Here is a 12175-nt window from a genome sequence, read left to right as displayed (position 1 = left end):
GCATGTCATCGGCTGTGCGAATGCGTGTGTCCCAGGTGGATGCAGCCGCCCAGCCGTCATCGATCAGAAGCGCGAGCGGACCCGAGCCGCTCGAGGTAGCGACCGACGGGTTCCACATCGGCCCGGCGGCCGCGAAAATCAGCAGCGCCGCAAGGCTGAGCCGGAGCAGCGTCAGCCACCACGGGGTGCGCGACGGCGTCTCCTCCTTGGGAGCGATGTCGAACAGAAGCCGCGCCGGCGGAAACGCGATACGGCGCGGCCGCGGCGGTATCAGGCGGAGCAGCCACCACAACACCGGAAGGCTGAGAAGGCCGAGCAGCACGAGGGGCTGCGCAAAGCCGAGCGGCAATCCGCCGATCATGCGCCTGCCTCCGCTTGTGCGGGTCGCGATGCCGAGACGACGACGTCGTCGCTTTGTCCCATGCGGGCATGCAGGGCCAGCACGAGTTCGCTCGCGGCCCGGTCGGTCCGATGGATGATGAAGCTCGCATTGACCCGGTCGGTCTCCTCGCGCATGGCCGAGCGGTGCGCCGCAAGCCGTTCGAGGTAATCCGAGCGCCACGTCTCAGCGCGACCGGCAGTGACGCTGCCGGCGCCTTCAGGCTCCAGAAACTCGACGCGGCCGGCGAACGGAAACGTCTCTTCCGCAGGATCGACGATCTGCACCGCATGGATGCGTGCGTGACTGCCGGTCAGTTGCGCCAATGTGCTCCGGAAGTCCGGGATCGGGCTCCAGAAGTCGGACAGCAACACCACTTCGGAAAGCGGGGCGGGCGAGAAACCGGGCGGCAGGCTGGCGCGCGGCGCAACATCGTGCAGCATGGCTTGTGCCATCCTGTCGATCACGTTTCGACTGGCGGTCGGGCGGAGAAGTCCCGGCACGCCGACGCGCTCGCCACCCTCGACGAGGATTTCGGCAAGCGCGAACGCAATCACCAGGGTGCGTTCGAGTTTGGTGTCCGAGGCCATCTGAGACGAGAAGGCCATGGAAGGCGATCGGTCTGGCCAGATCCACACCGTATGCGCTGCTTCCCATTCCTGTTCGCGGACATAGAGATGGTCGTCGCGCGCCGAGCGGCGCCAGTCCACGCGCCGCGCCGGTTCACCCGACAGGAAGCGACGGTATTGCCAGAAATTCTCCCCGGCTCCGGAGCGGCGCCGGCCGTGCAGCCCATGAATGACCGTCGCGGCAATCCGGCGCGATTCCAGCATCAGGCGCGGCAGACTCGCCGCGAGCGAGCGTGACTGCCCGCTGGCGCTGCGTACCGCTTCGGCTTCCTGTGCGATGGCGTCCGGCGCGATGGCCATCGATCACCCAAGCCGCGCTTTCAACTGACCGATCACCCCATCGACCGTTTCGCCTTCGGCGCGGGCCTGGAAGGTCAGCGCCATGCGATGCTTCAGCACCGGCTCGGCCAACGCGATCACGTCATCGATCGATGGCGCGAGCCGCCCGTCGAGCAGAGCGCGGGCGCGGACCGCCAGCATCAAGGACTGGCTGGCGCGGGGGCCGGGACCCCATGCGATCTTCTTTCGGCTTTCATCCTGGTCGTTGGCTTGCGGTCGTGCCGAACGGACCAGCGTCAGAATGGCATCGACCACGGACTCGCCCACCGGGAGCCTGCGAACAAGCCGCTGTGCAGCGATCAGGTCTTCGGCGGTCATGGCCGCCTTCGGCTTCGCCTCTTCCGCGCCGGTGGTGTCGAACAGCATGCGGCGCTCGGCCTCGAGGTCCGGGTAATCCACGTCGATCTGCATCAGGAAGCGGTCGAGTTGGGCTTCCGGCAGCGGGTAGGTTCCCTCCTGCTCGAGGGGATTTTGTGTTGCCAGCACATGGAACGGCCGCGGGACATCGTGGCGGGCGCCGGCGACAGTAACGTGGAGTTCCTGCATCGCCTGCAACAGCGCCGATTGCGTGCGCGGGCTGGCGCGGTTGATTTCGTCCGCCATCAGCAATTGCGCGAAGATCGGTCCGGGAATGAAGCGGAAATTGCGCTTGCCGCCCGGCGCCTCCTCGAGGACTTCCGATCCGAGAATGTCGGACGGCATCAGGTCCGGCGTGAACTGGATCCGTCGGGCGTCCAATCCGAGGACCACCCCCATGGTCTCGACAAGCTTGGTCTTGGCGAGGCCGGGTACGCCGACCAGAAGTCCATGACCGCCGCAGAGAATGGTAATGAGCGCCTGTTCGACCACGCGCTCCTGGCCGAAGATGACCGATCCGATCGCCTCCTTGGCGGCGCGCGCATGGCTTGCGGTCGATTCCGCGGTGCGTACGATCATATCTTCCAGTTTTTCGATACTTTCGCCGGCTGCCGGCATTCGGTCGTTCCTTCTGTCATCCGACTATGAGGCATATATCCACGCCAAGCGATGCAACAACCGCGCCAGCGAACGGACCGCCCGAATCGATGAAGGGCGGGGCAAAAGCAGCATAACTTACGCTATTTTTGCCGGGTGTCGGGCTCGGATCCATCGATCACTTTTGCGCGGGAAATCCTGCTGAGGCGCTCGGAGGCAGGCTCAGATCAAACCATGGCGAAGCAAAGGCAGGACAATACCTCAGGGCTGGAGACCATCGCCGCGTCGGTCCGCGGATCGGCGGGGAAGGGGCCGCCGCCCGTCCATCTCTGGAATCCGCCGTTTTGCGGCGATCTCGATATCCGGATCGCTTCGGACGGGACCTGGTACTATCTCGGCACACCGATCGGCCGGGCGCCGCTGGTGCGGCTGTTCGCCTCGGTCCTCAAGCGCGAAGGCGACAAGTATTTCCTGGTGACACCGGTCGAAAAGGTCGGGATCGTCGTGGAAGACGCGCCGTTCCTGGCCGTCGAAATGCGGCGCGAGGGCCCCGCGTCGGAACCGCGCTTGCTTTTCCGCACCAATGTTGATGATTGGGTCGCCTGCGACGCGGCTCACGCGCTGCGTTTCGAACGTGGAGCCTCGGAGGGATTGAAACCCTATCTGCACGTTCGCAACGATCTGTGGGCCAAGGTCACGCGCGCGTTGTTGTACGATCTGGTCGAACTTGGGGAAGAGCGCGACATTGATGGCGAGCGCATGATCGGGGTGGCGTCGGGCGGCGCGTTCTTTCCGATGGCGCCCGCCGAGTCCGTCGAATTCTGAAAACTGAAGAGAATGACCGAGATCGCATCCGAGACATTGCCGCGCACCGATTTCTTCGATCGCGCCCGCGCGCTCTTGACGCTCGATCCTCCGGTCGGCCTCAGCGATCCCGATGCGTTGCCGGTGCGCGGCGATCACGACGCGGATCCGGTGGTCAAGGCAATGGCCGCGGTGCGGCCGATCAAGCCCGCAGCGGTTCTGATTCCGGTCATCGATCGCGACGAGCCGATGGTTCTTCTGACCCAGCGCACGGCGCATCTGCCGCAGCATGCCGGTCAGATCGCGTTTCCGGGCGGCAAGATCGATCCGACCGATGCGTCGCCGCTGGCGGCGGCCCTGCGCGAGGCGGATGAGGAAATCGGCCTGTCCTCGGACGTGGTGGACCCGATCGGATATCTCGACGTGTACATGACCACGCTCGGCTATCGTATCGTGCCGGTGGTCGCGCGCGTGCATCCGACTTTCACCCTGACGCTCAATCCAGGCGAAGTGGAGAGCGCTTTCGAAGTGCCGCTGAAGTTCATGATGGAAGTGGCCAACCATCAGACCCATAGCCGCGAGTGGCAGGGCATGATGCGAACCTATTACGCCATTCCCTTCCAGGATCGTTATATCTGGGGCGTGACCGCCGGCATCTTCCGGAATCTTCAGCAAAGGATCTACGGCGCATGATCAGGCCGATCCTGACCGAATTGCTGTTATTCCTGACGCCATTCGGGATCTATGCGCTGTTCCTCTTCGCCACCCGCTCCGGCGTTCTGGACGTCGAATCGTGGCCGATGAAAACGCTGGGCTGGCTGACCGCCGCTGCGGTGATCCTCATGATCGGCGGCTTCGTGGTGCTCGGGCAGCTCGATTATCAGCCGGCTGGGTCGGATTATGTCCCTCCGCATATGGAAGACGGCAAGCTGATCCCCGGACATTTCAAATGAGCGGGTCGCGGCCGCATCTCGGTGCAGCCGCCTGGCTCGCCGCGGGGCCGGTGCGCGACATCCTCGGCATTCTGGATTGCGACGGGGAAGAGGCGCGCGTGGTCGGCGGTGCCGTGCGTAATGCGCTGCTCGGCGAACCGGTCCATGAAATCGATATCGCGACGACGGCGCTGCCCGAGGAGATTCTGCGTCGCGCCGAGAGGGCGCAGCTGCGCGCGGTGCCGACCGGCATCGACCATGGCACCGTGACATTGCTTGCTGACGGCGTGCCCCTTGAAGTCACGACGTTGCGCGAAGACGTGGAGACCTATGGCCGCAAGGCCAAGGTCGCGTTCGGCCGCGACTGGCGTCGCGATGCGGAGCGCCGGGACTTTACGATCAACGCCCTCTCGGTGTCGCGCGACGGCGTCGTTCACGATTATGTCGGCGGACTTGCCGATCTCGACCAACGGCGGGTGCGGTTCATCGGCGACGCCGCCGCGCGGATTGCGGAGGATTATCTCCGCATCCTGCGCTTCTTCCGGTTCCATGCCGCCTATGGTGTCGGACAGCCGGATGCCGCTGCGCTCCATGCCTGCATCGCCGCGCGCGCGGGCCTGACGTCGCTGTCGCGCGAACGCGTGCGCATGGAAGTGTTGAAGCTGCTGGTCGCGCGGCGGGCCGCCGACGTCGTTCGCGTGATGTCGGATGCCGGGCTCATGTCCATGATCCATGGCGGCGTGAGTTATCTCGTCGCGTTCGAGAAAATGGTCGCCATCGAAGCGGAACTCGGTGAGCGGCCGGATGCCGTTCGCCGGCTGGGAGCGCTTGCCGTTGTCATTGAAGAGGATGCCGAGCGTTTGTTCGAGCGCTTGCGTCTGTCCAATGCCGAGCACGGCCGGCTGCAAAGCATGGCGGACGCCTGGTGGCGGATTGCGCCGTCTTTCAGCGCGCAGCAGGCACGCGCCTTCTTGTATCGTGTGGGCGGTTCCGGCTTTGCCGATCGGGTCCTGCTCGCATGGAGCCATTCGTCCGCACCGGCCGAGGACGCAAGGTGGCGTGCGCTTGCCGCCTTCCCCACGCAATGGACGCCTCCGTCCTGTCCGGTCAGTGCGTCCGATCTGATGGCGCGGGGTGTGCCGAAGGGCCCTTCACTCGGCGCGGCCTTGCGCGAGGCGGAGGCGGCATGGATCGCTGCGGACTTCCCGACCGATCAAGGTGCGATCGCGGCGATCATCGCACGGGTCGCGGCCGAGCATCGCGCATAGACACTGATGCGATGACATCCGGCCATGAAAAAAGCCCCGGCGAACAGCCGGGGCTTTCGAGTTTAGGAGAGCGATAGAGACGATCAGTACTTCGCGACGACCGGCGACTTGCTGTAGCCGAAGCGATAGTTCAGACCGACCTTCACAGTGTGAGCGGTGAGATCGACATTGAAGCCACCAGCAGCCGGGCCGCCGAGGTAGGATTCGTTGCCGAGGTCGAGATACAGGTATTCAACCTTGGCCGACCAGTTGTCGAGCAGCGCCCATTCGACGCCGCCGCCAACCGTCCAGCCGACGTGAGTGTCGGAAGCCGTGCCGGAAACGAAGACGCCCGGAAGAGCGAGGCTGGCGCCGACTTCGTTCGTGCCCCAGGCGAGACCGCCGGTGGCGTACAACATCGCGCGATCCCAGGCATAGCCAAGGCGCAGACGCGCGGTGCCGAAGTAGTTCAGCTCGCTGAAGGCGTTGGCAACGAGCGGGCCGGCCGCAACCGTCACGCTGTCCTTCATGTTGGCCCACTGGGAGTCAACCTCGACGCCCCAGACCCACGGCGAACCTGCGCCCTGCCAGTTCCAGCCGATCTGGCCGCCGGCGAAGACACCATCCTGATTCCAGGAATAACCCGCGAGATTGTCGAAGTCGCCGCGACCCCAGCCGTAACCGACGTTGCCGCCGATGTAGAAGCCGCTCCAGTTGTAGGCCGTGACCACCGGCGCTGCCTTGTAAACCGGACGGGCAATGTCAGCCGCCGAAGCAGACTGCACCGCGCCGAGCGCGATACCTGCAGCCGCCACTGCAGCGATTGTGATGTTACGCATGAGCTCCCCCATGTCCTTTCTTCAGAGTGCACCAAAGACGTACGAGCGTTCCGTCTCAATACGCGTGTACGAGCCAAATACGGCAGAACTGTCTAAAAATCTGCCACAATCGGGTCACGATGGTGCTTCTCGGAGCAGTGTGTTTTTGCAGCAACAAACACGGTTCCCTAACCATAAAGGAACACCTCAGCCGCCTCGAAACAAGGAGTGTGGGGGCGGGTCAGGTTAAGCCCGCTGATGCAGGAAAGACCTGAAAACAGGGAGCTTCCGACGTATCCACAGGGCGCGAAGGTATCCTTTGAAGCTCCCTGGTATCGCGTTCGGCTTCTGCCTTGTTCCCGTGTTTACCCGGGCCCTCTCTGCGATCGAGGGCGTATTCCGGCTGTCCAAATTACCGCCGGGGTTAACGAATGGTTGACGGAATGTGGCCGCCGCCTGCGACCTCCGGTGACGGCTTACCGGTAAGAGTGACGCCTCGCACGGATTCGCTTCCGCAGCGCGCGCGTACGGATTTTCTACGTACGGGCTGCATTCGACGGAAAATCATCTCCGCGATCGCGCGAAGCCGAAAGGGATATTGTTATTTTTTCAGCCGACCGTTGACGCGGCAACGATGTGATAGGAGCGCCGGCTTCTTTTCAGTCGGCACTCAGGAATGAAATGAAACATCTCATCTTTGCTGCATCCGTCGCCCTGCTGGCGGGAGCTGTGTCGCCATGCGCGGCCGACCCCGCCGAAAGCAACTTTCCCCAGCGCCCTGTGCGAATCGTCGTCGGAGGCTCGGCCGGTGGAGGACTCGATATCCTCAGTCGTCTGCTCGAAGGCTCGCTCGAGAAATCGTTCGGCAAGGTGTTTACGGAAAACCGGCCAGGTGCAGGCGGGAACATCGCGTTCGCTCATGTCGCCAAGTCTGCGCCGGACGGATACACGCTTCTGTTGACGACCGACGGCGTCACCGCGGCGCCGAGCCTGCGGCCGAAGGATAGTGTCGATCCGCTCAAGGATCTGACGCCGGTCGTGCAGCTGGCCGAGACCACGGACGCCCTGCTTGTCCGGCCCGATTCCAACCTGAACTCGCTCGGCGATTTTATTGCCTATGCGAAGAAGCGTGCGGCCGAAGGAAAGCCGGTGACGATCGGGTCGCCCGGGGTCGGAACGATCAGTCATCTCACCGGGGCATTGTTCGGATTGAAGGCCGGGATCGACTGGGTTCACGTGCCCTACAAGGGTGGCGGCCCGGCCGTGACCGGGATGCTGGGCGGTGAAATCGATGCCCTATGGATCCTGGTCGCTCCCGTCGGCGCGCATGTGAAGAGCGGGAAGCTGCGGGCGCTTGCAGTGACGAGCGCTCAGCGCAACGCGGCCTTGCCGGATGTGCCGACCGTCGCCGAAAGCGGTCTGCCGGACTTCAAGCTGGTCGACTGGATCGGTGTGATGGCTCCGGCCGGCACTCCGCAGCCGGTTATCGACAAGCTGCAATCCGCGTTTCAGGCGGCGATTGTCGACCCTGCCTTGAAGGACAAGCTGCTGGTGCAGGGCTTCGTGCCCAGTCCTCAGTCCTCCAAGGACCTCGCGAAACAGATCGGCATCAACGTCAAGCTGTGGGCCGACACGGTCCGCGATGCGAAAATCGCCGCGCAGTAAGTGCGGGTGAGGACCTGAGCCGATTCATCAGGGCCATTTCACCACCGGCGGCAGCGACGACAGGATCGAGTCGACGTTGCCGCCGGTCTTCAATCCGAAGATCGTGCCGCGGTCGTAAAGCAGGTTGTACTCGACATAGCGCCCGCGCCGGATGAGCTGTTCCTCGCGCTGCGCTTCGCTATAGGGCTTTTCGAAATTGGCGCGCACCAGCCGCGGATAGATGTCGAGGAAGGCAAGGCCCACATCCTGCGTGAAGGCGAAATCCGCGTCCCAGTCACCGCTATTGTGCCAGTCGTAGAAGATGCCGCCGATCCCGCGCGGCTCGTTGCGGTGCTTCAGGAAGAAATACTCGTCGCACCAGCTCTTGTATTTGTCGTAGGGCGCGACCGCAGCGTGCGCATCGCAGGCGGCTTTCATCGCGGCGTGGAATGCGATCGAATCGGGATCGTCCTGGGTGCGGCGTGCATTCAGCACCGGTGTCAGGTCTGCGCCGCCGCCGAACCACGCCTTGGTCGTGACCACAAAGCGCGTGTTCATGTGAACCGCCGGCACATTCGGATTCCACATATGCGCAATCAGGGAGATGCCGGAGGCCCAGAAGCGCGGATCGGCTTCCGCACCCGGTATCTCCTTTCGGAATTCCGGAGCGAACTCGCCGAACACGGTCGAGCAATGAACGCCGACCTTTTCGAACACGCGGCCCTTCATGATGGACATCACGCCGCCGCCGCCCGGTGTGCCGCTATGGTCGGTTCGATCCCATGGGGTGCGCGAGAAACGGCCCGGCGGCAGCGATGATTGCGGCAGGCCGGCGGGCAGATCGTCTTCCAGCGTTTCGAAGGCGGAGCAGATCCGGTCGCGCAATTCCTCGAACCAGGCACGCGCCTTGGCTTTGCGGGCGTCGAGCAGTGAAGCATCGGCGTCCAGAGGGGGGAGGGCGCCGGTTATTGCGGCGCGGTCGCGTGTGTTGGGATTATGCGTCGTCATGGGAGATGATCGTGAAGCCGGGTTCGGTGCGATTTGCGGTCGTTGCCGGACCGCTGGTGATGACCATGGTCGAGCCCGGATGCATCAGAGCGAGCACGCGCTGGGCAGCCTCGGGCGGAAGGTCGATCCGGTTCAGGGTGGAAGCGACGATCTGGTCCGACTGGGCAGCATGCACGGCGTCGAGCCCGACCGCCATCCATTTCATGTGGCGCGGATCGGAATCCGGTCCCGTCAGTGTGAAGGCGTGATTGCCGTAGGATTGTTCCGGGGCCTTCAACCCAACGGGGGACGAGAACACTTCCTTGCCGTTGACGAAGGCGAGCAGCTTCTTGTCGGCGGTCGATATCACGAAGGCGGCCGCTTCGTGGGTGTCGACGGTCGCATGCTCGGGATGGGGCTGCTTCGCCGCCGCCTGCTGCACGGCCGCGCGCGCCATCTCCTCCACATGGTCGGAGATCAGCAGGCCCGGATGGCGGATATCGGCGGTCGCCATTTTCGCGTCAGCCACAATCACCGGCGTGCCGAGCGTCGTGACGCCGAACAGAAGCTTGGCAAATTCCAGCGGCAGCCGGATGCAGCCATGGCTTGCGGGATAGCCAGGCAGGTTGCCGGCATGGAGCGCGACGCCTTGCCAGGTCAGCCGCTCCATGTAGGGCATCGACGCATTGTTATAGGTCGATGAGTGGTGGTTCTTGTCTTTCTGCAGGATCACGAACACGCCCGCCGGCGTCGAGTGGCCGGGTTTTCCGGTGGAGCAGGTCGCAGCGCCGATCAGGGTGCCGCCCCGGTAGACCGCGACGCGCTGATCCGGGATCGACACGAGGACCACAACCGGGCCGGACGGCGCGCGCTCGGGATTCCAGGTGAATTCGCCCGGCTTCATTGCCGCGAGGTCGGGTGCATCCTGCGCGACCGCTTGCGGGAAGACAGCGGCAAGCGGAGCGATTGCGGAGGCGAGCAGGACCGATCTGCGGGAAAGAATGAGTTCGCGCATGCGCATGACTCTCCGATAGGCGAATTGAAGCGTGGCGGTTTTGCGGAATCGCAAAGGAACTGGCCGCGACCTCAAAACACACTTTGAGCCATCGCACGATAAACATTCCCGTCAGGGGACGAACGTCAGCGGCCCCTAGCCGTGTCGGAGCTTCAGGACCGTCAGCGCCAGCGCGAGCAGCATCGCAACGGCATTCGCGATCACAATGACAGCATCGCCTTGCAGGACGCCGTAGACGACCCAGAAGCCCAGCCCGGCCGCCAGAATAACCGTCATTTTCAGAGAAAGATCTGAGGTTTCGCGCGTCCGCCAGGCTTTCAACACCTGTGGCAAATTCGCGCTCGTGGTCAGCGCCGCCGCCAGCAAGCCGATCAGCGTGACCGTGTTCGTGGTCACGCCGGGACGGCCCGCTCGCCGGCCGGGTCGATCGCCTTCATCGCCGCCGCGATATCGCGGACGTCCATGGGCCTCACGAGGCGGCTGACCTCGCGGCCGTCCTTCAGGAAAATGAGCGTCGGCCAAAGCGTGACGCCGAACGAGCGCCCCAGCGGCCGTCCGCTGCCGTCCTCGATTCGGATGTGGCGGATGGCCGGGTGTTCAGCAAATGACTGTTCCACGAGTGGCGCTGTGCGCCGGCAATATCCGCACCAGGGGCTGCCGAATTCCAGAAGCGCCGGCCCGGCCAGCGCGTCGATCTCATTGCGGCTTGGTTCGTCTCGCGTGTAGTCGGGATTGAAGGCCATCGGCGATATCAAACCAAAGGGGCGGCAGGTTCCGCATCATAACGTTCAATCGGGGCCGTTGTTCAGGCGCCGCGCTCGGAGCCGCTATGCAGGCCCGTCCGTTCGCCGCTGGCGCAGCATTTCGCCCGCGGCCATCGCGACGGACATCGCCACGTTGATCGAGCGAAGCCCGCCGCGCATCGGGATGACCAGCCGGGCGTCGGCTGCCGCAGCGACTTCAGGCGGCACCCCGGCCGATTCGCGTCCGAACATCAGGATCTGCGGCCGCCGGTAATCGTGGTCGAGATAGCTGGTGTCGGCCTTTGTTGTGAACAAAGTCAATGCGAGCCCGGCCTCGCGCCGCCATGCGTCGAAGGCCGCGAAGGAGGCGTGGCGTTCGATCCTCACCTGGTCGAGGTAATCCATTCCCGCGCGGCGGAAGGCGCGGTCGGTCACGGGGAAGCCTGCCGGCTCGATCAGATGGCCTGTAAAACCGAGGCAGGCGCAGAGCCGGAGAATCGTGCCGGTGTTCTGCGGGATGTCGGGCTCATAGAGCGCGACCGCGGGTGCATTGATTTCGGTCAGGATCCCACCTTTCGGCGCATCGAAATACGACGTTCGGCTAAGGACTTGTGCGACTTTTTAGCGGAGTTGCAATGGCACTCTTGCACTCCCGGGGTAAGGGTGCCAATAACACGCCGCCGGATCGCCGCCGACGGCCTTCCCACGGGTCTGACGTGGCCGGTTCGCTCGCCGTTCGGGGGACGAACGAAGCGGTCAGGTCCCTCGAAGGTTTGCAGCGCGCAGCTTCCCGGCACGACGGAAGAGGGACTTTCACCGTGGCATCCACAGCAGCATCGGCGGCTCATACGCGCCGCGACTTCCTTTACGTGGCGACCGGCTCCGTCGCAGCCGTCGGCGCCGCCTTCACGGCCTGGCCACTGATTTATCAGATGAATCCGGATGCCTCGACGATCGCCGCCGGCGCCCCGGTGGAAGTCGACCTGACGCCGGTGGCCGAAGGCCAGGTCATCAAGGTGTTCTGGCGCGGCAAGCCGATCTTCGTGAATCATCGCACGCCGAAGGAGATCAAGGAGGCGGAGGACGTCAATCTGGCGAGCCTGCCCGACCCCCAACCCGACTCGGCGCGGGTGAAGAAAGGCCATGCCAATTTCCAGGTGCTGATCGGCATCTGCACCCATCTCGGATGCATTCCGATCGCGCATGCCGGCCCCTACAACGGCTATTTCTGTCCCTGCCACGGCTCGGTCTATGACACCTCGGGCCGCATCCGCTCCGGTCCGGCGCCGAGCAACCTCGCGCTGCCGCCCTACGAATTCATCTCCGACACCCGGATCAGGATCGGCGCCTGATCGCCTTTCCTGATGGTTTTTCCAAGAAGGCCTAATCCATGAGCGGACACTCGACCTATCAGCCGCAAAACGCATTCATGAAGTGGATGGAGCGGCGGCTGCCGATCGCGGGTCTCGTCCACTCCTCCTTCATCGCCTATCCGACGCCGCGCAACCTGAACTATTGGTGGACCTTCGGCGGCATCCTCTCCTTCATGCTGGCGGCGCAGATCATCACCGGCATCGTGCTGGTGATGCACTACACCCCGCACGATACCCTTGCCTTCAACTCCGTCGAGCACATCATGCGCGACGTGAATTACGGCTGGCTGCTGCGCTATCTGCACGCCAAC

15 protein-coding genes and 1 pseudogene are annotated in these 12175 nt (G+C 64.0%); 7 read left to right on the top strand and 9 right to left on the bottom strand.

The features are described 5' to 3' along the window. The 3 genes from VN004_RS20640 to VN004_RS20630 form a co-directional block, all read right to left on the bottom strand. On the bottom strand, positions 1–361 hold a 361-nt coding region (locus VN004_RS20640), incomplete at its 3' end, for a BatA domain-containing protein (RefSeq protein WP_325614052.1). Beyond that, complete coding sequence (locus VN004_RS20635) at positions 358–1308, bottom strand: DUF58 domain-containing protein (RefSeq protein WP_325614051.1); 951 nt, start codon at positions 1306–1308, stop codon at positions 358–360. The genes VN004_RS20640 and VN004_RS20635, both read right to left, overlap by 4 nt. Positions 1309–1311: 3 nt before the next feature. Continuing rightward, complete coding sequence (locus VN004_RS20630) at positions 1312–2322, bottom strand: MoxR family ATPase (protein ID WP_325614050.1); 1011 nt, start codon at positions 2320–2322, stop codon at positions 1312–1314. Positions 2323–2535: 213 nt separating this feature from the next. Here VN004_RS20630 and VN004_RS20625 point away from each other — a divergent pair, with 213 nt between their 5' ends. Genes VN004_RS20625 through VN004_RS20610 form a run of 4 tightly spaced genes read left to right on the top strand, consistent with a single transcriptional unit; the run spans position 2536 to position 5305 of the window. After that, a complete protein-coding gene (locus tag VN004_RS20625; protein WP_325614049.1) occupies positions 2536–3126 on the top strand; it encodes a DUF1285 domain-containing protein in 591 nt (196 codons plus the stop codon). Positions 3127–3138: 12 nt separating this feature from the next. Beyond that, the gene (locus VN004_RS20620) at positions 3139–3798 is read left to right on the top strand and encodes a CoA pyrophosphatase (RefSeq protein ID WP_325614048.1); all 660 of its coding nucleotides are present in this window, start codon (positions 3139–3141) and stop codon (positions 3796–3798) included. Then, the gene (locus tag VN004_RS20615; RefSeq protein WP_325614047.1) at positions 3795–4058 is read left to right on the top strand and encodes a DUF6111 family protein; all 264 of its coding nucleotides are present in this window, start codon (positions 3795–3797) and stop codon (positions 4056–4058) included. Before VN004_RS20620 ends, VN004_RS20615 begins: the two co-directional genes overlap by 4 nt. After that, positions 4055–5305 carry a CCA tRNA nucleotidyltransferase gene (locus VN004_RS20610; protein WP_325614046.1) on the top strand — a complete coding sequence of 417 codons (1251 nt, stop codon included), beginning with the start codon at positions 4055–4057 and terminating at the stop codon, positions 5303–5305. The genes VN004_RS20615 and VN004_RS20610 overlap by 4 nt, the downstream gene beginning before the upstream one ends. Before the next feature lie 83 nt (positions 5306–5388). On the opposite strand, the gene VN004_RS20605 is transcribed toward VN004_RS20610, so the two are convergent. Further along, positions 5389–6123 carry an outer membrane protein gene (locus VN004_RS20605; RefSeq protein ID WP_325614045.1) on the bottom strand — a complete coding sequence of 245 codons (735 nt, stop codon included), beginning with the start codon at positions 6121–6123 and terminating at the stop codon, positions 5389–5391. 660 nt (positions 6124–6783) lie between these two features. Here VN004_RS20605 and VN004_RS20600 point away from each other — a divergent pair. Continuing rightward, on the top strand, positions 6784–7767 hold the full coding sequence (locus tag VN004_RS20600) for a tripartite tricarboxylate transporter substrate binding protein (protein ID WP_325614044.1): 984 nt from the start codon (positions 6784–6786) through the stop codon (positions 7765–7767). A 27-nt stretch (positions 7768–7794) separates the two neighbouring features. Here VN004_RS20600 and hemF read toward each other — a convergent pair whose 3' ends face one another. The 5 genes from hemF to VN004_RS20575 all read right to left on the bottom strand — a co-directional run bounded on the left by hemF (position 7795) and on the right by VN004_RS20575 (position 11046). Further along, positions 7795–8754 (bottom strand): oxygen-dependent coproporphyrinogen oxidase, encoded by a 960-nt coding sequence (gene hemF, locus VN004_RS20595; RefSeq protein ID WP_325614043.1) that lies wholly within the window; start codon positions 8752–8754, stop codon positions 7795–7797. After that, complete coding sequence (locus VN004_RS20590; RefSeq protein WP_325614042.1) at positions 8741–9748, bottom strand: L,D-transpeptidase; 1008 nt, start codon at positions 9746–9748, stop codon at positions 8741–8743. The genes hemF and VN004_RS20590 overlap by 14 nt, the downstream gene beginning before the upstream one ends. A gap of 135 nt (positions 9749–9883) precedes the next feature. Further along, positions 9884–10144: a SemiSWEET transporter gene (locus tag VN004_RS20585; RefSeq protein ID WP_325614041.1), complete on the bottom strand. Its 261-nt coding sequence runs from the start codon at positions 10142–10144 to the stop codon at positions 9884–9886. Next, positions 10141–10491: a thioredoxin family protein gene (locus VN004_RS20580; protein WP_325614040.1), complete on the bottom strand. Its 351-nt coding sequence runs from the start codon at positions 10489–10491 to the stop codon at positions 10141–10143. Before VN004_RS20580 ends, VN004_RS20585 begins: the two co-directional genes overlap by 4 nt. Positions 10492–10575: 84 nt before the next feature. Further along, positions 10576–11046 (bottom strand): tRNA (cytidine(34)-2'-O)-methyltransferase, encoded by a 471-nt coding sequence (locus VN004_RS20575; RefSeq protein WP_325614053.1) that lies wholly within the window; start codon positions 11044–11046, stop codon positions 10576–10578. 263 nt (positions 11047–11309) lie between these two features. Here VN004_RS20575 and petA point away from each other — a divergent pair, with 263 nt between their 5' ends. Further along, positions 11310–11843, top strand: a complete 534-nt coding sequence (gene petA / locus VN004_RS20570; protein WP_325614039.1) for a ubiquinol-cytochrome c reductase iron-sulfur subunit — start codon at positions 11310–11312, stop codon at positions 11841–11843. Positions 11844–11881: 38 nt separating this feature from the next. Next, a pseudogene (locus tag VN004_RS20565) lies at positions 11882–12175 on the top strand (cytochrome b); the annotation flags it as partial.

Source organism: Pseudorhodoplanes sp. (genome assembly GCF_035565855.1).
In the GTDB taxonomy this organism is placed as follows: domain Bacteria; phylum Pseudomonadota; class Alphaproteobacteria; order Rhizobiales; family Xanthobacteraceae; genus Pseudorhodoplanes.
This window is presented reverse-complemented; position numbering and strand designations above follow the sequence as displayed.